23 protein-coding genes and 1 tRNA gene are annotated in these 22,384 nt (G+C 61.6%); 16 read left to right on the top strand and 8 right to left on the bottom strand.

Annotation, left to right across the window (positions count from 1 at the left end):
* Nucleotides 1-48 precede the first annotated feature (48 nt).
* Nucleotides 49-684: a glutathione S-transferase N-terminal domain-containing protein gene (locus tag ACVOL0_RS00860; protein WP_481547463.1), complete on the top strand. Its 636-nt coding sequence runs from the start codon at nt 49-51 to the stop codon at nt 682-684.
* Nucleotides 685-764: 80 nt separating this feature from the next.
* On the top strand, nt 765-1,199 hold the full coding sequence (locus ACVOL0_RS00865; protein ID WP_481515592.1) for a ClpXP protease specificity-enhancing factor: 435 nt from the start codon (nt 765-767) through the stop codon (nt 1,197-1,199).
* Between the two features lie 311 nt (nt 1,200-1,510).
* Here ACVOL0_RS00865 and ACVOL0_RS00870 read toward each other — a convergent pair whose 3' ends face one another.
* From ACVOL0_RS00870 to ACVOL0_RS00885, 4 genes are all read right to left on the bottom strand, one after another.
* On the bottom strand, nt 1,511-1,861 hold the full coding sequence (locus ACVOL0_RS00870; protein WP_481546165.1) for a DUF3301 domain-containing protein: 351 nt from the start codon (nt 1,859-1,861) through the stop codon (nt 1,511-1,513).
* 80 nt (nt 1,862-1,941) lie between these two features.
* A complete protein-coding gene (locus ACVOL0_RS00875) occupies nt 1,942-2,859 on the bottom strand; it encodes a DUF2272 domain-containing protein (protein WP_481547492.1) in 918 nt (305 codons plus the stop codon).
* Between the two features lie 119 nt (nt 2,860-2,978).
* Complete coding sequence (nadC, locus tag ACVOL0_RS00880) at nt 2,979-3,836, bottom strand: carboxylating nicotinate-nucleotide diphosphorylase (protein WP_481547464.1); 858 nt, start codon at nt 3,834-3,836, stop codon at nt 2,979-2,981.
* Complete coding sequence (locus ACVOL0_RS00885; RefSeq protein ID WP_481547465.1) at nt 3,836-4,105, bottom strand: Trm112 family protein; 270 nt, start codon at nt 4,103-4,105, stop codon at nt 3,836-3,838. The genes nadC and ACVOL0_RS00885 overlap by 1 nt, the downstream gene beginning before the upstream one ends.
* 59 nt (nt 4,106-4,164) lie before the next feature.
* Here ACVOL0_RS00885 and purE point away from each other — a divergent pair, with 59 nt between their 5' ends.
* The 3 genes from purE to ACVOL0_RS00900 are packed head-to-tail and all read left to right on the top strand — an operon-like array spanning nt 4,165 to nt 6,206.
* On the top strand, nt 4,165-4,668 hold the full coding sequence (purE, locus tag ACVOL0_RS00890; protein ID WP_057629361.1) for a 5-(carboxyamino)imidazole ribonucleotide mutase: 504 nt from the start codon (nt 4,165-4,167) through the stop codon (nt 4,666-4,668).
* Nucleotides 4,665-5,825: a 5-(carboxyamino)imidazole ribonucleotide synthase gene (locus ACVOL0_RS00895; protein WP_481547466.1), complete on the top strand. Its 1,161-nt coding sequence runs from the start codon at nt 4,665-4,667 to the stop codon at nt 5,823-5,825. The genes purE and ACVOL0_RS00895 overlap by 4 nt, the downstream gene beginning before the upstream one ends.
* A gap of 45 nt (nt 5,826-5,870) precedes the next feature.
* A complete protein-coding gene (locus ACVOL0_RS00900; protein ID WP_282267792.1) occupies nt 5,871-6,206 on the top strand; it encodes a carboxymuconolactone decarboxylase family protein in 336 nt (111 codons plus the stop codon).
* Between the two features lie 118 nt (nt 6,207-6,324).
* Here the strand turns inward: ACVOL0_RS00900 and ACVOL0_RS00905 are convergent, their stop codons facing one another.
* Entirely contained in the window at nt 6,325-6,903 is a 579-nt protein-coding gene (locus tag ACVOL0_RS00905; protein WP_481547467.1) for a superoxide dismutase, read from the bottom strand.
* A gap of 117 nt (nt 6,904-7,020) precedes the next feature.
* On the opposite strand from ACVOL0_RS00905, the gene grxD reads away from it, so the two are divergent.
* From grxD to ppnN, 5 genes are all read left to right on the top strand, one after another.
* Complete coding sequence (gene grxD / locus ACVOL0_RS00910; RefSeq protein ID WP_481547468.1) at nt 7,021-7,341, top strand: Grx4 family monothiol glutaredoxin; 321 nt, start codon at nt 7,021-7,023, stop codon at nt 7,339-7,341.
* Nucleotides 7,338-8,081: an SDR family NAD(P)-dependent oxidoreductase gene (locus ACVOL0_RS00915; protein WP_481547469.1), complete on the top strand. Its 744-nt coding sequence runs from the start codon at nt 7,338-7,340 to the stop codon at nt 8,079-8,081. Before grxD ends, ACVOL0_RS00915 begins: the two co-directional genes overlap by 4 nt.
* Nucleotides 8,078-8,671 carry a YhgN family NAAT transporter gene (locus ACVOL0_RS00920; RefSeq protein ID WP_481547470.1) on the top strand — a complete coding sequence of 198 codons (594 nt, stop codon included), beginning with the start codon at nt 8,078-8,080 and terminating at the stop codon, nt 8,669-8,671. The genes ACVOL0_RS00915 and ACVOL0_RS00920 overlap by 4 nt, the downstream gene beginning before the upstream one ends.
* Nucleotides 8,672-8,910: 239 nt before the next feature.
* Nucleotides 8,911-12,138, top strand: coding sequence for a TonB-dependent receptor (locus ACVOL0_RS00925; RefSeq protein ID WP_481547471.1), 3,228 nt, complete (start codon nt 8,911-8,913; stop codon nt 12,136-12,138).
* 112 nt (nt 12,139-12,250) lie between these two features.
* Nucleotides 12,251-13,639: a nucleotide 5'-monophosphate nucleosidase PpnN gene (ppnN, locus tag ACVOL0_RS00930; protein ID WP_481547472.1), complete on the top strand. Its 1,389-nt coding sequence runs from the start codon at nt 12,251-12,253 to the stop codon at nt 13,637-13,639.
* A 9-nt stretch (nt 13,640-13,648) separates the two neighbouring features.
* On the opposite strand, the gene ACVOL0_RS00935 is transcribed toward ppnN, so the two are convergent.
* A complete protein-coding gene (locus ACVOL0_RS00935) occupies nt 13,649-14,674 on the bottom strand; it encodes a sensor histidine kinase (RefSeq protein WP_481547473.1) in 1,026 nt (341 codons plus the stop codon).
* 119 nt (nt 14,675-14,793) lie between these two features.
* On the opposite strand from ACVOL0_RS00935, the gene ACVOL0_RS00940 reads away from it, so the two are divergent.
* The 6 genes from ACVOL0_RS00940 to ACVOL0_RS00965 are packed head-to-tail and all read left to right on the top strand — an operon-like array spanning nt 14,794 to nt 21,457.
* A complete protein-coding gene (locus ACVOL0_RS00940) occupies nt 14,794-15,327 on the top strand; it encodes a GspH/FimT family pseudopilin (protein WP_481547474.1) in 534 nt (177 codons plus the stop codon).
* 14 nt (nt 15,328-15,341) lie between these two features.
* On the top strand, nt 15,342-15,857 hold the full coding sequence (gene pilV, locus ACVOL0_RS00945; protein WP_481547475.1) for a type IV pilus modification protein PilV: 516 nt from the start codon (nt 15,342-15,344) through the stop codon (nt 15,855-15,857).
* On the top strand, nt 15,854-16,795 hold the full coding sequence (locus ACVOL0_RS00950; RefSeq protein WP_481547476.1) for a PilW family protein: 942 nt from the start codon (nt 15,854-15,856) through the stop codon (nt 16,793-16,795). Before pilV ends, ACVOL0_RS00950 begins: the two co-directional genes overlap by 4 nt.
* Entirely contained in the window at nt 16,792-17,355 is a 564-nt protein-coding gene (locus ACVOL0_RS00955) for a pilus assembly PilX family protein (RefSeq protein ID WP_481547477.1), read from the top strand. Before ACVOL0_RS00950 ends, ACVOL0_RS00955 begins: the two co-directional genes overlap by 4 nt.
* Nucleotides 17,356-17,384: 29 nt before the next feature.
* Entirely contained in the window at nt 17,385-21,017 is a 3,633-nt protein-coding gene (locus ACVOL0_RS00960) for a pilus assembly protein (RefSeq protein WP_481547478.1), read from the top strand.
* A 5-nt stretch (nt 21,018-21,022) separates the two neighbouring features.
* Nucleotides 21,023-21,457, top strand: coding sequence for a type IV pilin protein (locus ACVOL0_RS00965; RefSeq protein ID WP_481547479.1), 435 nt, complete (start codon nt 21,023-21,025; stop codon nt 21,455-21,457).
* Nucleotides 21,458-21,593: 136 nt separating this feature from the next.
* Here ACVOL0_RS00965 and ACVOL0_RS00970 read toward each other — a convergent pair.
* Both ACVOL0_RS00970 and ACVOL0_RS00975 read right to left on the bottom strand, forming a co-directional pair.
* Nucleotides 21,594-21,670: transfer RNA gene (locus ACVOL0_RS00970), tRNA-Asn, on the bottom strand.
* Nucleotides 21,671-21,719: 49 nt separating this feature from the next.
* Complete coding sequence (locus tag ACVOL0_RS00975) at nt 21,720-22,331, bottom strand: GspH/FimT family pseudopilin (protein ID WP_481547480.1); 612 nt, start codon at nt 22,329-22,331, stop codon at nt 21,720-21,722.
* Nucleotides 22,332-22,384: the final 53 nt, after the last annotated feature.

The following is a 22,384-nucleotide window of genomic DNA, read 5'->3' on the forward strand; positions in this document are numbered from 1 at the left end:
CTGGCGGGGCCGTAAGGTTGGCGGAATCCGACCGATGGAGAGCCTTTGATGGCGGCGAGTGTGCGTATGCGTAATACCCTGACCTTGTTCTCTGCAAACGACGATGCCCTGTGTCATCGGGTGCGGCTGGTGCTGGCGGCCAAGGGCGTGACTTACGATCTGGTGCCGGTCGATGCGCAGAACCCGCCGGAAGATCTGATCGATCTGAATCCGTATCACTCCGTGCCGACCCTGGTTGAGCGCGAGCTGGTGCTGTACGCCGCTTCGGTGGTGAGTGAGTACCTGGACGAGCGCTATCCGCACCCGCCGTTGATGCCGGTTGACCCCTTGTCGCGGGCACGGCTGCGTCTGGCGATGCTGCGCATCGAACATGACTGGGTTCCGCAGGTGCAGGCTATTCAGATGGGCAACAAGAGCCAGGCGGAGGCCGGGCGCAAACGCCTGAAGGAACTGGTGGCGCAGTCAGTGCCGCTGTTCAAGGCGTCGAAGTTCTTCCTGAACCCGGAAATGAGCCTGGCCGACTGCGCGATAGCTCCTATCTTGTGGCGGCTGGAGGCATTGGGTGTTGCGCTGCCCAAGGATGGCAAGGCGATCGAAGACTATTGCAATCGCATCTTCCGTCATCCGGGTTTCGTGCGGAGCCTGACCGATCAGGAAAAGAAGCTGCGCGAACTGCCAGGCTGAGCAGCTGCTGGCTGTATCCGAACTTATCGATCACCGCCCTTGGGCGGTGATCGCGCTTCAATGCCGCGTACACTTGTGTGATGACTGAAGAAACTTTCCGGATGAGCAGCCATCGCCCCTATCTGTTGCGGGCGCTGGTGGAGTGGATCAACGACAACGGCATGACGCCGCACGTGATGGTTGATGCCGGGGTTCCCGGCGTGCAGGTGCCGAGCAGTGCGGTGAAGGAGGAGCGGGTCGTGCTCAATATCGCCGAGCGCGCGGTTGTTGGCCTGCATATCGACAATGACGCGGTGAGCTTCACAGCGCGCTTCTCTGGAACCAGTTTCCCGGTCTATGTTCCGATCTCGGCCATCCTGGCTGTCTATGCAAGGGAGACCGGGCAGGGGATGGCCTTGCCGGATGACATTCCCGGCACCGAGACCACGCCGGATGACGACGATACGCCGCCGACTGATCCGCCAGAGCGTCCGCAACCTACAGCAAAGCGCCCGTTCCTGCGGGTAGTCAAATAATTCCACCGCCGCCGCAAGGCGGCGGTTTTGTTTGGGGGCATTGTGTAGTGCCGAGCCATGCTCGGCTGGGGCTTCCCACGCAGTGCCTGCAGGTGGTTGCGGGAGCGGCGTCAGCCGCGAAGCCACGGTCCTGTCAGGTCGCTGGCATGTTCGCAATTTCCGGTGCATCAGCTTCGCGGCTTACGCCGCTCCCACAAAATGCGTGCCGCGTCATGGGTTTGTCGGCAAGGCCCCTGCCGAGCATGGCTCGGCACTACCGGTCGGGTGTGCTGGTGATGCCCCTGCCGAGCATGGCTCGGCACTACCGTGGATCAGATGTCTTCGGCTTCTTCTGTGCTTTTGCGCAGGCGGCCGATCTGTGCGGCGGCGGGGCCGCTGAACGAGATCAGTTCACGGCCGCGCAACACCATGCGGCCGGTGTGGCGATCCTGGCCGTCGTAGGAATAGTCGAAACGGAAGCTGCGCTCGAAGCCCAGCCAGCCATTGGGCAGGCGGCACAGGCGCAGGCCGGTGCTGTGCACGCTCTGGTCAAGCCATTGCACGTCGGCAGCGCGGCAGGCATTGCGACCCAGTTCGGTGGCGCGGTCGGCAGCGGCGCGGGAGCGGTCCCAGAAGGCAAAGCCAACCGCGCCGACAATCATCAGGATAAGAAGGGTAGGCATGCGAGCACTTTAGGCGATCTGCTCATCCATGCGCAGCCCTTCCGTTCGCAGCGGATGCCTGCGTGCTGCGCAGGCAAGCCTCAGTGGGTGACAGGTGCAGGAATCGGTTCGTCCGGAGGTGGTGGCAAGGGCGCGGTTGAATTGAATGCCGGTGCGGGGTTGCTGGCGGTCAGCTTCAACAGTGCCGCCCAGTCCTGTCGATTGAGGTTGCATTCTTCCTCGTGGCCCGGTGAGCAACTCTGCTCTATCGCTGAGTTGCTTGCCTGCGCAGCGCTGGTTTTGGGCAGTTCGAGCAGGCCTGTGCGATCAAGCATGAGCTTGCGCATCACCACTGAGTTGGCGACGTTGCCGCCGATCAGATATAGCGTGCGGTCGCCGCCCATGTTGGCGCTGACCACGATTTCGCAATGCGACTTCCAGTTGCCAGCGCGGCCGCTGCCAAGCGCCTGGACAAGTCCGGCGTAATTCAAGGTGCTGCTGCGGTCGCGCAGGAAGCACAACATGTCGCCGGGGGCCGGTTTTTCGCTTGCCGGATCGGCGAGCCGGTACGGCATGCCGTTGCTGCCGCCTTGATAGGCGGCGCGGATGTAATCGATATGGCGCGGCGAGCGGACGAAACCCGGCACGGCTGCGCGTGTCATCACCCAGGAAATGAAGGCCGCCGACCACGGGTTGTCGATCAGGAATGCGCGGCAGTCGCTGTCGGTGTAGCGATTGCCGGCCGGCTGGGCGCAACTGCTGGCCCCCGGGATCGCTCCCATCGGTCCCAGCGTGCCGCTATCACGCCAATAGCCGACGACGCGCTGCCAGGCGATCAGGCCGTTGTCGGCCAGATGCTCGTTCTCGGCCTCGGTAACGCCAAGGCTGGCGATGCGGCCATCGCGGTCGATGAAGGGCCGATACCATAGCCGGTGTTCGCCGCAGGCGGCAGCGACCACAGCCTTGGCGGCTTCGCTTACGCCGTAGCGCGGCGGCACATCGCAGGCTTCGGCTGCCATCGCGGGCAGGGCTGGTAGCAGCAGGGTCAGGCCGCACAACAGGAAACGATATGCCACAGCGGGCTCCGCGGGGGGTGGGGGGGGGAGTGTCGCAGCCGGGGCCGTGTGCGTGTCGTGAGTCAGCGCGGCGGCGGACCCAGCTTCAGCGACAGATCGATGGCCTGTACGTGCTTGGTCAGGCCGCCGATGGAGATGCAGTCCACGCCGTCTTCGGCGATGGCGCGCAACGTGCTCATGTCGACGCTGCCGGAGACTTCCAGTGGAATCCGCCCTGCAGTGATGCGCACTGCATCGCGGCGCATCGCCGCGCTGAAGTCGTCGATCAGGATGCGCTCGCAGCCGGCGGCCAAGGCCTCCTGCAGCTGCTGCAGGTCTTCCACTTCGACCACCAGCGGTAGCTTGGGTTGCTGTGCGCGTGCGGCGTGCACGGCGGCAGTCAACGAGCCGGCGGCGCGGATGTGGTTTTCCTTCAGCATGACCGTATCGAACAGGCCGATGCGGTGGTTGTCGCCGCCGCCGCAGCGCACCGCGTACTTCTGCGCCAGCCGCAGGCCGGGCAGGGTTTTGCGGGTGTCGAGGATGCGCGCCTTGGTGCCTGCCACCGCCGCGACGTAGCGCGCGGTGATGGTGGCGGTGCCGGACAGGGTCTGCAGGAAGTTCAGCGAGGTGCGCTCGGCGCTGACCAGGCTGCGGCTGCGCCCGCTCAGAGTGGCCAGCACCGTGCCGGCACTGACGTGGTCGCCTTCCAGCACCCGCCAATCGATCCGCACCTGCGGGTCCAGTGCACGGTGGGTGGCGTCGAACCAGGGCCGGCCGGCGATCACCGCGTCCTGCTTGCACAGCAGGTAGGCGACGTCGGCGGCATCGGGCAACAGTGCGGCGGTGACGTCGCCGCTGCCGATGTCCTCGGCCAGGGCGCGGGCGACATCGGCGTCGATCTGTTCCTGCGGCGGGGCCAGCGGCGGGTGCGGCAGCATTATTTGGCCGGGAAGTCGGTGATCTGGGCGGTGGCGATGGCTTCATCGGCCAGCAGCACCGGGATGCCGTCATCGACGCGGAAGACCTGCTTGCGGTCGCCGCTGATCAGGGCCTCGCGCAGTGGCTGGGCCTGCGGGCTGCCGTCGGCGCGGATCACGCTGCCGTTGCCGATGGCGCGGTTGAGGGCTTCCAGGCCGGCGCTTTCCAGCAGGAACAGCGGCTGGCGGGTGTCGGGGGAGACGAGCAGGTCGAGCAGTTTGCGGTCCATCAGTTCGTGGTCTTGCGGGGAAGACGGCTAGAATACGTCTTTGCAGCAGGTGACGGCCAATGACCCCCAACCACCCCGCGCCGCTAGTCGGCATCGTGATGGGTTCCCGCTCAGACTGGGAAACCATGCAGCACGCCGCCCAGAAGCTTGATGCTTTGGGCGTTCCGTATGAAGTGAAGGTAGTTTCAGCGCACCGGACCCCGGATGTGCTGTTCAGCTATGCCGAGCAGGCGGGCCCGCGTGGTCTGCGCGCGATCATCGGCGGTGCCGGTGGTGCGGCGCACCTGCCGGGCATGCTGGCCGCCAAGACCGCCGTGCCGGTGCTGGGCGTGCCGGTGCAGTCCAAGGCACTCAATGGCATGGATTCGTTGCTGTCGATCGTGCAGATGCCTGCGGGCATCCCGGTGGCGACCTTTGCCATCGGCAATGCAGGCGCATCCAATGCGGCCTTGTTCGCCGCGGCGATGCTGGCTGCCGAGCAGCCACAGATTGGTGCCGCGCTGGAAGCCTTCCGCGCACGCCAGACCGAAGACGTGATGGCTGCGGACGATCCGCGCCAATGATCACGGTTGGCATTCTGGGTGGCGGCCAGCTGGCTCGCATGATGGTGCTGGCGGGAGCTCCGCTGGGCCTGCGTTTCGTGGTGTTCGATCCTGCCGCCGATGCGTGTGCAGGGCAGGTGGCGCCGTTGCAGGTGGGTAACTTCGATGACACCGAGGCACTGGCTGCGTTTGCAGCCAAGGTCGACGTCATCACCTTCGATTTCGAAAATGTGCCTGCTGCCAGTGCGCATTGGCTGGCCGAGCGCAAGCCGGTGTTCCCGAATCCGGCCGCGCTGGCGGTGGCGCAGGATCGGCTCAGCGAAAAGACCTTGTTCCAGGAGCTGGGCATCGCGCTGCCGGCCTTTGCCGATATCCGCAGTCGCGACGAGCTGGCCGCCAAGGTCGCCGAGTTCGGCATGCCGTGCATCCTCAAGACGCGGCGCTTGGGCTACGACGGCAAGGGCCAGTTCCGTATACGTGACGCGGCGGACATCGATGCGGCCTGGCAGACGCTGGGTGCGCAGGTCGACAAGACCGGGCTGATCCTCGAGGGCTTTGTGGCGTTCGAGCGGGAAGTCAGCGTGGTGGCCGTACGTGGTCGCGACGGCGAATTCCGCGCCTGGCCGTTGACCGCCAACTGGCACGTTGATGGTGTGCTGTCGGCCAGTCTGGCACCGGCCTCTTTGTCTGCCCGGCAGCAAGCCACCGCGATTGCCTATGCGCGTCGCGTTGCCGAGCGCTTGGACTATGTTGGCGTATTCGCGCTGGAGCTGTTCTGTCGTGGCGAAGAACTGCTGGCCAACGAAATGGCGCCACGCGTGCACAATTCGGGCCATTGGACCAGCGATGGTGCTGAAACCTCGCAGTTCGAGAACCATGTTCGCGCCGTGCTTGGCCTGCCATTGGGCGATACCCGCATGCTCGGCCACGCCTGCATGCTGAATTGGCTGGGACAGATGCCTGACGCTAAGCCTGTACTGGCCGAAGCTGCCGGTCACTGGCACGACTATGGCAAGCAGGCCCGCGACGGTCGCAAGGTTGGCCACGCCAACCTGCGTGATGACGCCCCGGCGGCGCTGGCTGACGCCCTGCTGCGCGTCGGCGAAGCTTTGGGTCGTCAGGCGCAGGTTGCGCCGGTGGTGGAAACGCTGCGTCGTGGTGGCATGACGGCGAGCTAATCATTGCCGGAGTAAGGTTCTCCAGTCCCAACTGGAGAACCTCCCATGCTCGACTGGAATGATTACCGCCGTGAGTTGAAGGGGCGTATTGGCGAGCTCGGCAAGCTCTCGCCGGATACGCTCAAGGGCTACATCACCTTGAGTGGTGCTGGTGCGCAGACCAATCATCTGGACGGCAAAACCCGTGAGCTGATCGCGCTGGCGGTGGCGGTGACCACGCGCTGCGATGGCTGCATCACCACCCATGTGGACGCTGCCTTGAAACAGGGCGCCAGCCGCGAGGAAATCGCCGAGGCGCTGGGTGTGGCGGTGGCGCTCAATGCGGGGGCGGCCTTGGTGTATTCGGCACGTGTGCTGGATGCGGTGGCTGCGCACGAGTGAGTTGCGTTGGAACGGCGCGGAAATTCTCAGGGCATCATTCCCGCGCAGGCGGGAATGACGGCTCAAGCCAAAGCCAAAGGATCGCGGGCATAGTGTCCGGTTGCGCTGTCAGGCGCTCTCAGCGCAGCTGCGCCTCAACGAAATCCCAGTTCACCAGCTTCCAGAACGCCTGCAGAAAGCGCGCGCGCTCATTCTGGTAGTCGTTGTAATACGCGTGTTCCCACACATCGCAGACCAGCAGTGGCGCGCTCTCTCCGGTCAGTGGAGTGTTGGCGTTGCGGGTGCTGACGATAGCCAGCTTGCCGTCCGGGTGTTGCACCAGCCAGGTCCAGCCCGAGCCAAATACTGCCAGCGCAGCCCGATTGAATTCCTCACGCAACTTCTGCACATCGCCGAACTGGCGATTGATGTGCTCGGCCAGCACGCCGCGTGGGTCGCCGCCGGCACGTGGGTGCAGGCATTGCCAAAAAAAGTCGTGGTTCCACGCCTGCGCCGCTGCCTGGAACAGGCTGCCCTGGCTGTTGCGCACGATCTCCTCCAGCGGCAGCTCGTCCAGCTCGGTGCCGGCGATGCGCGCATTGACCGTATCCACGTAGCCACGGTGGTGCCTGCCGTGGTGCAGGTCCAGGGTTTCGGCGGAAATGTGCGGTTGCAGCGCGGTACGGGCGTAGGGCAGTTCAGGCAGTTGGACGGGCATCGGGCATTCTTTTCGGGGCAGGGCGGCGGGAGTTGGCCGGCTCGGCTTACAATGGTCAACCACGGGAAAGTCTATCCGACCAGGACGGGCCGTTCTTTCGCAGTAGGGAGAATTCGAATGCCGGTGATGGAACAAATCCAGGCTGAGGTGGAGCAATACCCCCTCGTTCTGTTCATGAAGGGTACGCCGCAGTACCCGATGTGTGGCTTTTCCAGTCGCGCGGTGCAGGCCTTGACGGCAGCCGGAGCGGTCAACCTGCGCACGGTCAACCTGCTGGAGTTCCCGGAGGTGCGGGCCAACCTGCCGCGCTATTCGAACCTGGCGACCTTCCCGCAGTTCTTCATGCATGGGGAGTTGATCGGCGGCTGCGACATCATTCTGGAGCTGCTGGAATCCGGTGAGCTCAAGCGCATCGTTGCCGAGGCCGGGCAAGCGTGAGTGCCCAGCCTCGGGTGGGCGAGGGCGCCGATCTGGCCGGTCGGGTAATTCTGGTGGCGGGCGCAGCGGGCGGTCTGGGCGCTGCGGCGACCCGGGCCTGCGCGGAGGCTGGCGCGACGGTGGTGATGCTGGGCCGCAAGGTTGCCAAGCTCAATCGCGTCTACGACAGCGCAGCGCAGCTTGGGCCTGAGCCAATGCTGTATCCGCTGGATATGGAGGGCGGCAGCCCCGATGACTACGCAGCCTTGGCCGAACGGCTGGAGTCCGGGCTCGGACGGCTGGACGGCGTGCTGCATTGCGCGGCCGATTTCGCCGGGTTGACCCCGTTTGCGTCCGGTGATCCGGCAGCCTTCGCGCGGGCGATCCACGTCAACCTGACCGCCCGTGCCTGGTTGACCCAGGCCTGCCTGCCGCTGCTGCGCCAGCGTGAGGACGCGGCGGTGGTGTTCGCGCTGGATGATCCACGGCGGGTGGGGCAGGCCTATTGGGGCGGCTATGGGGTAGCCCAGTACGGGCTGCGCGGGCTGATCGAGAGCCTGCACCACGAGCTGCGCAACGGTCCGGTTCGGGTCTGTGGCATGCAGCCGGGGCCGATGCGCACCGGGCTGCGGGCGCGCGCATTCACCCATGAAGAAGATGCGGCACCGGTGGATCCAGCCAATTACGCCGCTGCCAGTGTGCAGTTGCTTGCCGCCAGCGGCGCGCAGTGGCGTGGAAAGGTGCTGGACCTGGCGCCGTGACCATCCTTTCGGCGGCCCTGCTGCTGTTTTTGATTCTTGATCCGCTGGGCAATATCCCGGTATTCCTCAGCCTGCTCAAGCCGTTGACGCCCCGGCGTCAGCGGGTGGTGCTGGTGCGTGAGCTGCTGATCGCGCTGGCCGTGCTGATGGCCTTTCTATGGGGCGGCAAATACGCGCTGGAGTTGATGCACCTGCGTCAGGAGTCGGTGGCCATCGCCGGCGGCATCGTGCTGTTCCTGATCGGCATCCGCATGATCTTCCCGCGTCCGGAAGGCCTGATGGGCGCGATACCGGACGGTGAACCGTTCATCGTGCCGATGGCGATCCCGCTGATAGCCGGGCCTTCAGGCATGGCTGCGGTGATGTTGATGGGGAGCAACGAGCCTCAGCGGCTGGCTGATTGGAGTCTGGCCCTGCTGCTGGCCTGGGGGGCGACCGCTGCGATCCTGATGTCGGCAACCTTGCTGTACAAGCTGCTGGGTGCGCGCGCACTGACCGCGCTGGAGCGCCTGATGGGCATGCTGTTGGTCGCAATTTCGGTACAGATGCTATTGGATGGTCTGGGGACCTATCTGGCGTCAATCCGCTAACTGATTGATCTGCCGTAAGGAAAACTGCTGCAGCGCAATATCGCTGTCTTCTTGCAGTCATAAATTGTCATTACCGTGTTAACCTTATCTTAACCGTTGCGGCTGAAACCGCCTCGGAAGGGACCCCCAAGATTCAAGACGATCAGGCGCCCGGTTGACCCCGGGGCTGATGGATCGCGTTTTTTCTCAATCGCCAACTCGTATCGAGGCTACCCATAATGAACCACCCTCGCATCCGGATGTCCAAGCTTGCTCTTGGTCTTGTCGCCGCACTTGCGGCTGCTCCGGCTTTCGCACAAAGCACCTCTGCCGGCGTCGGCGGTCAGGTCATGAACAACGGCGGCCAGCCGGTTGCTGGCGCTGAAGTCACCATCACCCACGTCGAGTCGGGCACGGTCAGCCGTGCTACCACTGACGCGGCTGGTCGTTACAACGCCCGCGGCCTGCGCGTGGGTGGTCCGTACACCATCACCATCACCAAGCCCGGTGAAGGCACCAAGACCGAAGATGGCGTGTACCTGGGCGTGAACCAGACCGGCACCATCAATGCCCAGCTGACCGGTGACCTGGCTGCTACCAACCTGGAAGCCATCCAGGTCGTCGGCGTCGGCGGCGGCTCGGAAGTTTTCAGCGCCACCAAGATGGGTTCGGGCACCAACCTGAGCCAGGTGCAGATGGAAGCGCTGCCGTCGATCGGCGGCAACATCCAGGACTACATGCGCCTTGACCCGCGCGTGGCCTTCGTTGACCGCGCTTCGGGCGCGATCTCGGCCGGTGGCCTGAACCCGCGTTACAACTCGATCAACATCGACGGCGTCTCCGCCAGCGATACCTTTGGTCTGGAAGGCAACAACATGACCACCCGGCGTCAGCCGGTGTCGATGGAAGCCATCGAAGCGCTGGACATCAACCTGTCCAACTATGACGTGTCCATCGCCAGCGCTGCCGGTGCAACCGTCAACGCCGTGACCAAGTCCGGTACCAATGAATTCCACGGCTCGGTGTACGGCACCTACCGTGATGGCGACTGGTTCGGCAACAACCCGGACGGCAAGAAGTTCAACGGCTTCACCGAAGAAAAGACCTACGGCGCCACCTTCGGCGGCCCGATCCTCAAGGATCGCCTGTTCTTCTTCGCCAACTATGAGAAGTTCAAGCAGGCCGCTCCGGGTGCCGACATCGGCAGCAGCGTGCTGGGCAAGGCGAGCGCCAAGTACGGCATGGCTGAAGTTGCCAAGGCGCAGCAGATCGCCAAGGACACCTACGGTATCGATGCCGGTGGCCTGTCCAGCAACGGCGATACCGAGCTGGAAGAGTACGCGCTGAAGATCGACTGGAACATCAACGACGATCACCGCGCCAGCGTCCGCTACAGCAAGCTGGACCAGAGCAAGCTGCGCATCAACGGCATGGGCAGCAGCAGCCAGGCCTCGCTGAGCTCGTACTGGTACCAGCAGAACAAGACGGTCGAGAGCTATGTCGGCCAGTTGTTCAGCGACTGGAGCGACAACTTCTCCACCGAGTTCAAGGTCTCGTACCGCGATTTTGCCTCCGAGCGCGTCGTGCCGACCAATGCACCGAGCATCGCCATCTACTTCGACGGCACCCAGGCGCGTCCGTCTGGCGATGTGCTGTTCATGGGTACCGAAATCAACTCGCAGGGCAACATCCTGCAGACCAAGACCTGGAACTACTCCGGTTCGGGTAGCTACATCCTCGGCGACCACACCCTGAAGTTCGGTGTCGACTACAGCGACAACGACATCTACAACCTGTTCGGCCGCGCCAGCTGGGGTGTTTACACGTTCTTCGGCCTGGACAACTTTGCCAAGGGCAACTGGTCCAACTACCAGTTCAACAAGGAGCGCGCTCCGGGTTCGATCGCGGCCAACTACAAGAACAGCAACCTTGGTCTGTTCGTGCAGGACACCTGGTACGTCAACAACAATCTGACCCTGACCCTGGGTCTGCGTGGTGATCGTCCGGAAGTCAGCCCGTCGCCGCAGTACAACGCACCGGCGGATGCCTACTTTGGCTATAACAACAGCAAGGTGTTCGGTAGTGGCTTCCTGATCCAGCCGCGCGCTGGTTTCAACTACACCTTCGATTCGGATCGCCCGACCCAGTTGCGTGGTGGTGTTGGCCTGTTCCAGGGTGATGCGCCGCAGGTGTGGATCAGCAACAGCTTCTCCAACACCGGCTTCAACTACGATTCGTACAACATCACCAATGAGCTGGCCACTCCGCCGCTGCCGTTCAGCCCGGATGGTAGCAACCAGCCGGTTCCGACCACTGAAGGTGCAGCTCAGGGTGTGAGCTTCGTTGGCAAGGACTTCAAGTTGCCGTCGCTGTACAAGGCCAACCTGGCGTTCGACCATGAACTGCCGTGGTATGGCATCGTTGCGTCGGCCGAGGTGCTGGTCACCAAGGTCAAGGACGGCCTGTACTACAAGGCGTTGAACATCGGTAAGGTCGTGGATGGTGAAACCGTGCCGTCCTTCATCGGTCCGGATGGCCGTGACATGTACTGGAACCCGTCCAAGAGCGTGAATGGCGCTTGGGCTTCCGGGGACAACCGTTTTGGTCGTAACCGTGATTACGCAGATGTCTTCCTGATCGAGAACACCGACAAGGGCCGCACCAACCAGTTCACCGTGTCGCTGAGCAAGCCGTTCAGCGAAGACAGCGACTGGTCCTGGAGCCTGGGTTACACCTACACCGACGCCACCGAAGTTGGTTCGCTGACCAGCTCCACCGCCAGCTCGGGTTGGGGTAACCAGTATTCCTTCAACGTCAACTCGAACACCGAGACCACCTCGCGTTACGAGATCAAGGACCGAGTCTCCGGTTCGCTGGACTGGAAGCACAAGTTCTTCGGTGACTACCAGACCCGTGTTGGCCTGGTGTACGAAGGCCGCAGTGGTCGTCCGTACAGCTACATCTTCAACGGCGACGCCAATGGTGATAACCGTAGCTCGAACGACCTGTTCTACGTGCCGAAGGGTCCGGGTGATGTGCTGTTCGGCGCCCTCGACGCCAAGACTGGCAAGTTCACCGCTGATCCGAAGCTGGAGCAGCAGTTCTTCGCCTGGTTGGCAGAGAACCCGCAGCTGGCCAAGTACGCTGGCAGCTATGCGCCGGCCAACGGCTTCCGTACCGGTTGGATCAACACCTTCGACATCCGCGTGTCGCAGGAACTGCCGGGCTTCATGAAGGGCCACAAGTCGGAAATCTGGCTTGACGTGCAGAACGTTGGCAACATGCTGAACAAGAAGTGGGGTCAGATCTACGACTACGGCTTCTATGCAAATGCCCGCGTTGCCAACCTGGCGGGTATGTCCAACGGCAAGTACGTGTACGACAAGCTGTACACGGACAAGCCGACCGCCGCCAACGCGGACGCCGATGGTTTCAACCAGGGCGTCTCGCAGTGGTCGCTGCAGCTGGGCTTCCGCTACCAGTTCTGATCGTCTGATTGATCGGATGTAAACCGAAAACGGCCGGGGCAACCCGGCCGTTTTCTTTTTAATGGGGGGAGCGCTAAAGTCGATCGCCAAAGAGGAAGGAGCAGTTGTGGAAATGACCAAGAATGAAGGGGCAGCGAGGGCGTTGCCGGTGCAGGACGCACGTATTTACCCGCGCGGTGGGCTGGATGTGCTGTCGCGGGCAGAAGTGGCGCGTTTGCGCGACGCTTCCGGCGGCGGCATGCATGAATTGCTACGGCGCTGTGCACTGGCCGTGCTGACCAGTGGCAGTGCTTCGGATGACCCGCGCGCTGCGCGCGACCTGTATCCGGACTTCGATGTGCAGGTGACCCAGCAGGACCGCGGTGTCCGCATCGATCTGAGCAATGCGCCGGCAGTCGCGTTCGTTGATGGTGAAATCATCCGCGGTATCGCCGAGCTGTTGTTCTCGGTGGTGCGCGACCTGGCCTATATGGCGATCGAGCTGGGGCCGGAATATGCCTCCGATCTGGAGACCTCCGACGGCATCACCAACGCGGTGTTTGGCGTGCTGCGCAATGCGCGGATTCTGGCGCCCAGCGACCCGAACCTGGTGGTGTGCTGGGGCGGTCACTCGATCTCGCGTGACGAATACCTGTACACCAAACAGGTCGGTTATGAGCTGGGCCTGCGCGGCCTGGACATCTGTACCGGCTGCGGCCCGGGAGCGATGAAGGGGCCGATGAAGGGTGCCACCATTGCTCATGCCAAGCAGCGCAAGACCAATACCCGTTACATCGGCATCACCGAGCCGGGCATCATCGCCGCCGAGTCGCCGAACCCGATCGTCAACCATCTGGTGATCATGCCGGACATCGAGAAGCGCCTGGAGGCGTTTGTCCGTCTCGGCCACGGCATCATCGTGTTCCCGGGTGGCGTCGGCACCGCCGAGGAGATCCTCTACCTGCTCGGCATCCTGCTGAGCGAGGAGAACAAGGACCTGCCGTTCCCGTTGATTCTCAGTGGCCCGGCCATTGCTGCGCCGTACTTCCAGCAGATCGACCGTTTCATCCGTTTGACCCTGGGTGACAAGGCCGCCGAGCGTTACGAGATCATCGTTGGTGACCCGGTTGGCGTGGCCCGCAGGATGTCGCAGGGCATCAAGCGTGTGCGTGAATTCCGTCTGGCGCAGCGTGACTCGTTCTTCTACAACTGGCAGGTGGATATCCCGCTCGCCTATCAGCAGCCGTTCGTGCCAACGCATGAAGCCATGGCAGGTCTGGACCTGCACAAGGGCCGCCCGGCGCCGGACCTGGCCGCCGACCTGCGGCGTGCGTTCTCCGGCATCGTCGCCGGCAACGTCAAGGAAGAAAGCATGGCCCGGATCGAGGAATTCGGCCCGTTCAAGATCCATGGCGACAGCGAGATGATGCAGGCCTTGGACGAACTGCTGCGCGCGTTTGTCGAGCAGCGCCGGATGAAGATCTCCGGTGAGTACCGTCCTTGTTATCAGGTGGTTGCCTGATCGGTGGGATCAGGCGGGTAGGGTAATGGTGGTGATGTGGCGGCCGTCCTTGATTCGCGTCGTCACGTCACCTCGCCCGCCAGTAAGTGCACGGATCCTGGCCTTGGAGGATTCCAGCCCAACTTTGTGACCAGTGTGCAGGTTGGGTGCGTGGGCAGGAGGGAGGTCGTTTTCTATCAGGATTTCCAGCCTGTCTGACAATCGCAGCAAGCGAACAAGTATCTGTCCGCCGTTGGGCGCAGGTTCGACGCCGTGGCGGATGGCGTTCTCGATCAGGGGCTGGATGGAAAGGGTTGGGACCTGCAGCGACGGGATTGGGGAGGGGATATCCCATTGAATCCGCATGCGCTCGCCAAATCGCAGGCCCTCGATTTCGGCATAGCGGCGAGACAGCGCGAGCTCCTCGCTCAGGGGTATTTCGCGGGGGCCTGCAAGTGCAGCCCGGAATAGATCTGCGAGATCCAGCAGCAGTCGCTCGGCGTCCTGCGGGCGTAGATGCACCAAGGCTGCGCCGGTATTGAGGGTGTTGAACAGGAAGTGAGGGCGGATCCTCGCTTGCAGCGCTTCCAGTTCGGCCTGCTTCGCCCTCACCGCCAATTGCCTGAGTCGCCAGTGGCTCTGGAAGGCAATCAATGCCAATAGGCCGACCAGCAGGGCCAGCGTGCTGATTTTCGCTGCAAACGGCAGCCAGCCCTCGGGCGGGGAAAGCCAGGTGTCGTGGAGTACCGCCCAGGCTAGAGCGGTTACCAGCCACGTGCTGCAGAGCAGGGCGATCAGTGCGACACCTGCGATCTGTGCTGGACTGGCGCGGCGCAGCCTGCGACGCGCCAGATAGAGCAGCGCAAGCGATGCAAGTGCCACCCATTGGATGGTGAAAGAGGCCAGTCCGAAATAGGTGAGCAGGTCCACGCGCGCGCTTTGGGACAGCGTCAATAGTGCGGCCAGGGCTTCGCCGGTAAGCATGATGCGGATGATGGTCTGGGCCTGCGAGAGCGGGTCCAGTGGGTTGAGCTCGGCCTGCTGCGGTGAGGACATGTGGTCGATGGTCCTGGGGGTAAGTAGCCATTCATGCGCCGGATCGGGCCGTTCATCCCGCAACTGCTGGAGTGTCCCTACGGTGCCAAATAGAGTAAGGCGTCCAAATGGGGAAAGGTATGCCCAGTAATCTTCCAGTCGTTCGTCGCGCAGGCGTGCGTCGACGCGACAAGGGATTCAGCCTGGTGGAACTGGTGGTGACGGTGGCCATCGCTGCGATCCTTGCCGCAATCGCCATCCCATCGTTCCGCTCGATGATCAATTCCAGTCGTTTGAGCAGCAACGCCAATGAGCTGGTTGCGTCGCTGCAGTTGGCGCGTAGCGAGGCAATCAAGCGAAATGCCCGCGTGTCGGTTTGTGGCAGTGCCAATGGAGCGACCTGTGGCGGAGGCTGGGCAAAGAACTGGCTGACGGTCCTGGAGTCGGATGGTTCCGTGCTGCGGGCCAATGCTGTGAAGGAGCCGGTCCAGTTGAGTTCCGGTGTCGCCCGGATCACTTTCCGGGCCGATGGTCTGTCCAGCACTGCGGTCAACAGCACTATTACCGTATGCCTACCGACGACATCCCCGGCAGACAATCAACGCGTCATCACCCTTGCCTCGGCTGCGCGTATCAGCAGTAGTCGGGTCGATGGTGGTGGCGCATGTCCTTGATACGGGGTGCATGGATGAAAAGTGAATTGGTTCGTTGCCGGCAGGCGCCCTCGCGAGGTTGTCAGAAGGGTGTCAGCCTGATCGAGGTGATGGTCTCGGTGCTGGTGCTGGGCATTGCCTTGCTGGGCATTGCCGCGATGCAGGCTACGGCGTTGAGAAATGGCCAAAGCTCATTGGAGCGCAGCCAGATTGTCGCCTACACCTATTCGGCTATTGACGCCATGCGCTCCAATCGCCAGGAAGCATTGGCAGGCGCCTACAACACCGATGGCATGGAATGCAGTGTGCCGGGCGGCGGCAGCCTGGCCCAGGACGACGTGAGTCGATGGCTGACGTCGCTGAAGAATGGCATCACCAAAGATCCGAATGACGACAGCGTGTGTGGACAGATAGCCTGCGCCGCCGGGTTATGCACGGTTACCGTGCAATGGGATGACACCCGCGGCAAACAAAGTGACGCTGCTGCGGACAATGCCGACAATGTCGAGGGCGGTGTGCAGCGCCAGGTGCAAACGGTGGTGCGACTATGAGTGGTGTACGTGCAACGACCTTGGGTTCGCGGGCCCGCATGGCCGGTATGACCCTGATCGAACTGATGATCTCGCTGATTATCGGGCTGGTGGTGCTTGGCGCGGTGGCGATGATTTTCGTCTCCAGCCAGCAGGCGTACCGGACCACGGATGGCCTAGGCAAGGTGCAGGAGAACATGCAGTTCGGCTTCGAGATGATGGCGCGCGATATCCGCGAGGCGGGCGGCAATCCTTGTGATATCGGACTACCGGTGGCCAATGTGGCAGACCTGGGTGGGGCAAGTTGGTGGAGTACCTGGTCGCAGCCCGTACGTGGATATGACAATGGCGCCCTGGGGGGCTCGGCCGCAGGCACTGATGCCCTGCAGTTGTTGCTGGTGGGGCAAGCGATTGCCAACGTCAGTGCGCATGCCGGTACGGTGCTTACTGTCGACAATGGCAGCAAGTTCGCTACCAATGACGTGCTGATGGTATGTGATACAAGGCAGTTGGCGGTGTTTCGCGCAGGTGCGGTCAGTGCCACCAGCGTGAGTCACGCCAATGGCGGCAATTGCAGCAACAGCCTCAATGTATTGCCGGCCCCCTGCAATGCGTCGGCGCCGCCGTACCTGTATCCGCGCAATTCGGTGATCAGCAAACTCGATGGCGTGCGCTGGTTTGTCGCCGACAATGGTCGCGGTGGGCGCTCACTGTTCCGCGTGTTCAATGGTGCGGCGCGGGAGGAAATGGTCGAGGGCGTGAATGACATGCAGCTGTCGTATCTGCAGGATCCGGCCACCACCAAGTATGTGGCAGCTGGTGCGGTCGCGGGTTGGCAGGACGTGTCAGCCATCCGCATCACATTTACGGTCAACAGCGACAGCGCGGTCGGTAGCGGCAACGTGCCCTTGAGTCGTGATCTGGAATATGTGGTGACCTTGAGGAGTCGCGCGCAATGAAAAATATCCATTTCAAGCCTGCGCAGGCGCTCTCGCAGCGAGGTGCCAGCCTGTTGGTTGTGCTGATCATCCTGGTGGTGATTACCTTGATCGGTCTGGCCAGCATCCGCGGCACGCTGCTGCGTGAGCGGATGAGCGGCAACATGTATGACCGCAGTCTGGCGTTCCAGTCGGCTGAATCCGCATTGCGGGAGGCCGAGGTGGCAGTGCGCGCCGCCGTGGTATCGGGTAACTCAATTGGAGTGGACTGCAGTCTGGCCAGTACGGCCTGCCCGATTCCGCCGGCAAGTACCTACACCGGCGGTGGCGCCGGCTGGGTCAATGGCACGGCCACGCAGACACTGGCTGCCGGTAGGCCTCAGTACTACGTCCAGTACCTGGGGCAGCGCGAAAGTACCGACGAACTGCAGCAGAACCAGAGCGCCAATGCCAATCAATACGGCGGTGGTGGCGGTATCACGTTGGAATCGTTCTACCGCATCATCGCCCGCAGCCACGATCCCGCAGCGGTGACTGACCGCGCTGTGGTGGTGCTGCAATCCAATATCACGGTCAAGTAAGTACCGTCGCCTTGGGGCTCCGAAAGATCATGAACAAGAACAACCTTCAAACCAGTGGTAGGTCGGCGGCGATACGTCGGCGTCTCGGTGCCTTTTCGATTGGCCTGTTTGCCGCCATCTGTTCGATGCAGGTGCCCGCCGTCGAGATCGCGCAGTCACCCATGTATGTCGGCAGTGATGTGCCGGGCAATCTGGTGCTGGTGCCGTCGGTGGAATATCCGACCATTCATAGCCAGGCCAATATCGGTGATTATTCCGCTACCCGGCGCTACTCAGGCTATTTCGACCCGACCAAGTGCTATCTGTATAGCTACAGTGACAATGAGCCTGACCGGTATTTCTACCCTATTGGGCTGGCGACGGACTTCAAATGTACTGCTGCCAAGCAGTGGAGCGGAAATTTCATGAACTGGGCAGCTACCCAGACGATTGATCCGTTCCGCTCAGGTTTGACCGGTGGCTACCGTGTCAAGGATACGACGACCGAGACCTGGCTTGAGAAGGCGCGGCACGCACCGGGTTATGGCGGCTATGCCAATCGTCGTCTTCCGGCGTCAGGTAATAATGCCACTTTGGTTGCCAGTGCCACGGGATCTACCTGGTCGAACTTCACCCTGAAAATCGAGGGGCTGGGTAACCAGATGCAGTTTACTTCAACTGGTACTTCCGATTTTGGAGATTCCAAGAAGGTTCTGTCCTACGACCCGTCGAAGCATACCTTGACGACCGGCAGCAAGGGTGACGAAGGCAAGGTGTATCAAGTCAGTGTGCGGGTCAAGGTCTGTGATACCTCTGTCCTGCCGCTGGAAAGTAATTGTGTGAAATATTCGGGGTCTTACAAGCCCGAGGGGTTGATTCAGGAGTATTCAAAGCGCATCCGCTATAGCATCTTTGGTTTCCTCAACCAGTCTGGCAATGGCCGGAACGGTGGCGTGATGCGAGCGCGGCAGAAGTTTGTCGGCCCGAACAGCTATTATCCCGAGAATGGTATTACAACGAATGCCAATGCCGAATGGGACGCAGCAACAGGTGTGCAGGTTCGCAATCCTGATAGCAGGGACGCGACGGCTACGGGTTACGGTGTGGCAGACAGTGGTGTAATCAACTACCTGAACAAATTCGGGCAGATGACGTCAGCCAGCCCAAAAAGCAATGACCCGGTCAGCGAGCTGTACTACGCTGCGCTGCGCTATTTTCGGAATCAGGGGAATATTGCTGAATACAGTAATATCAGTACCAACAGCACTGCTACCAGCTACAGTTACGCAGATGGTTTTCCTGTAATCACCGATTGGGATGATCCAATTCGCTATTCATGCCAGGTCAACGCCGCCCTGGGTATTGGTGACGTGAATACCCATGAGGACAGGGATATCCCGAATACGCCCGACAAGGATTATGATCTGGCGGTGAAATACACGCAGAAGATCTTCGATCTGGAGGGGATAGCCAAGAGGGCCGATGCGAGCTCTTTCAGTGGCCGCGGAAACTCGGCGTTCATTGCGGGCTTGGCGTATTACGCCAACACCAACGACATCCGCGCGGATAAAGCTGGCAAGTTGAACACCATTGGTACGCAGAGCCTGTCTACCTATTGGGTGGATGTTCGTGAAAACCAGGTTCTGGAGCCCAAGGAAAACAATCAGTATTGGTTGGCGGCCAAGTACGGCGGTTTTGATGTGCCGCTTGGTTTTGACCCGCTGACGACTACCGCGTTGCAGGAGTCCTGGTGGCATAAAAATCTGGATTACCTGACCAGTGGTACGGGTGGTGGTGTCACCAGCACCAAAAACAACTATCCGCGTCCGGACAATTTCTATGTCGCCAGCGAAGCTGACAAGATGGTCGCCAGTCTGCGGCAGGCATTCGAAGCTATCGCCAAGAAGGCGGAAGGTTCGGCCAGTTCATTTGCTGCGAACACCACCAAGCTCGAGGCCGGTGCACGTACTTTCCAGGCGCAGTTCGTCACGGGCCAGAAACGCGAATGGGCAGGTCGTCTCTATGCCTATGATGTTGATACGGATACCCGTGCCCTGACCCAGGCCTGGTCGGCGGCCGATCAGTTCCCGGTCTGGGGGCCGACCAATGCCACCACCAATGCCCGAAAGATTTTCTACAACAGTGGCGGCACGCTGACTGCGTTCCAGGGCGCGGTTGGCGGTCTTTCCGCGGCGGTGGTCAATTACCTGCGCGGTGATCGTTCTGGTGAGCAAAGCAATGGCGGTACGTACCGTAATCGGGTGAGTCTGCTGGGCGACATCGTCAACTCGCAACCAGTATATGTGGGTAAGCCCAATAGCCGTCTGTACATCAACAGTACGTTCGCAGGTGCCAGTACTTACGCCGCATTTGCATCCGCGCAGGCTACCCGCACCCCGGTCGTATATGTGGGGGCCAATGACGGCATGTTGCACGGGTTCAACGCCGATACCGGCAGGGAGTTGTTTGCCTTCGTGCCTACCGAGGCGATGGCCCAGCTGTCTGGTACCCAGAAGTTCACCGATCCGAACTACGAGCATACCTATACCGTTGACGGTGCAATGACCGCGGCAGACTGGTTCGACGGTTCGCGCTGGCGTACCGCGATGGTCGGTACCATGGGGCGTGGTGGCAAGACCATCTTCGCCTTGGACGTCACCAATCCGGCTTCGCCCACATTGATGTGGGAGATCAGCAATGCAGCGCTTGGTAACAACCTCGGCCAGCCCATTGTCTCCCAGGTTGCCAGTGGCGACTGGCGCGTTGTGTTGGGCAATGGCCCCAACAGCGCGGACGGTATTGCCAAGCTGGTTACGATCAACCTTGCCAATGGCAATGTCTCGACCATATCCACCGCGGTTGGCGGTGACAATGGATTGTCGGGCATAAATGCCTGGTCCGCCGCCGGCAATGGTCTGGTGGATACGGTGTATGCGGGCGACCTCAAGGGTAATGTGTGGCGTTTCAAGCTTGCTACCGGAACCGCCAGCCTGTTGTTTGCTGCTGGGGCGAGCAAGCCGATCACCGCTGCACCGTTGGTGGCAGTGAATCCCAAGACCCTGCAGACCTGGGTCTTCCTGGGAACTGGTCGTTACCTGAATTCGGCTGACCGTGCCAACAAGGATGTGCAGACGTGGTATGGCCTGATCGACAAGGGCTCGACTATTTCGGGCACCGCCGGCATGAAGCAGGTGAGTGTCATCGCCGAGGGCAAGTCGGATGATGGCTATGATCTGCGTGCGCTGGAGCGCGTGTCGGCACCGGGCGCGGACGGTTGGTATATGAACCTTCTGCCGTCTACGGGTGTTGCTGCTGGTGAGCGCATGGTTGTTCCGAACTTCTTCCAGGGTCTGACCCTGGTGGGTACGACGCGTATTCCTGATTCGGATGATGTTTGCAGCCCGACCGGCAAGGGTTACACGATGGCGATCGATCCATTTACCGGTGGCCGGCTTTCCGGTGGCTTCTTCGATGTGAACGGCGATGGCGTTGTCGACGGCAAGGACTCATTGGATGGCGTGCCGGTATCGGGTATCGGTTACGGGAGCAGCCCCAACAACCCTATCTTCATCGGCGACACCATGTATACGAGCTTGGACGACGGTTCTTACAAGAAGATCAAGACCAATAACAATAATGGCAACATCAAGCGCGTTTCCTGGCGCGAGTTGGTCGGGGAGTAAGGGGGATGAACAGCATGGTTCGTGTGCAGCGTAGGTATGGTGCAACCTCGCGTGAGGCGGGCTTCACCTTGGTGGAGTTGATGATTGTTGTTGCGATCATTGCGATCCTTTCAGCCATCGTCTATCCCAATTATCGGGAGTATGTGGTCAAGGCGCGACGTACCGCGGTTGCAGGTTGCCTGCAACAGCATGCGCAAACCATGGAAAGGTTCCACACTACCAATCTGACTTATGTGGGGGCGCCTGCACCAGTTTGTGAGGCCGATTTGAACAGTTTCTACGTGGTTGGCTTCCAGGGTGGGGATCCAACCGCGCGTGCCTACATCCTGCAGGCGGTACCAACATCCAGTCAGAAGGACCCGAAGTGCGGGACGCTGAGCCTCAATGCGCAAGGTGTACGTACCAAGAGTGGTACGGCAGCGCTTGCCCAGTGTTGGTAAGGTCACAGTCATGAGGAAAAGCCCGCCAGCAATGGCGGGTTTTTTTCTGGATTGACTGGTGTTGGAGCCTTGGCGAGGTGCTGCTGTGCACAGAAAACACAAAGCCCACCTTTCGGTGGGCTTTGTGTTTTTTATCTGGCGCCCGAAGTTGGACTCGAACCAACGACCCCCTGATTAACAGTCAAGTGCTCTAACCGGCTGAGCTATTCGGGCGGGGAGGCGAATTCTACTCAGCGAAACGGCGGAGTGCAAGACCTGTGTTTCATCGAGGGCAGTTTCGCGTGCCGTCGGCTCGCGTGTTGCGCACACGGCCGCTGTTGTTGATGATCACGCTGGCATGCAGGGTGCCCTGATGGTCGCACAGGACGATGGTCTGATTTGAGCCCGCGCTGCGTCCATCGGCGAGGTAGCGCAGGTGCGGGCGTCCGGATGAGCCGAGTACCCTCAGGTGATCCTGCCTGGTGCCCATGGTGACGCGGATGATGTCGATTTGGGTGTTGGGCATTCCATCGCCGTCCGGGTCCAGGAAAATCAGCCAGGACGTTCCCCAGTCGCTGTCTTGGGAGCAATGGTGGCCATTGGTCGTTGGGCAGATCTGCGTGGTCTGGCGGCGCCACAGGGCGGTCGCACGCGCCAGATGCAGGTGGGCCACCAGCGAGTTCTGGATGTTGATTGCACGCTGTCTGCGTAGCGAGAGCTGCAATTCCGGCAGGGCGATGGCGGCCAATATCGCCACTACCGCAACGCAGGCGATGAGTTCGATCAGCGTGAAGCCGCGTCGGGGCCCGCGATGGCAGGGGGAGGAGGGCTGGACTGGCATTGGATTTTGGGCGGCGCGGAAGTACAGCGTTGCCGAAGAGGGCTGTTGCTGCACTAGCCGGGATCTGCGTCTGAACCTGGGTTTAGCGCCTGCCTCGGCGTGGGCGT

The sequence above is a fragment of the Stenotrophomonas sp. STEN021 genome (assembly GCF_056760175.1).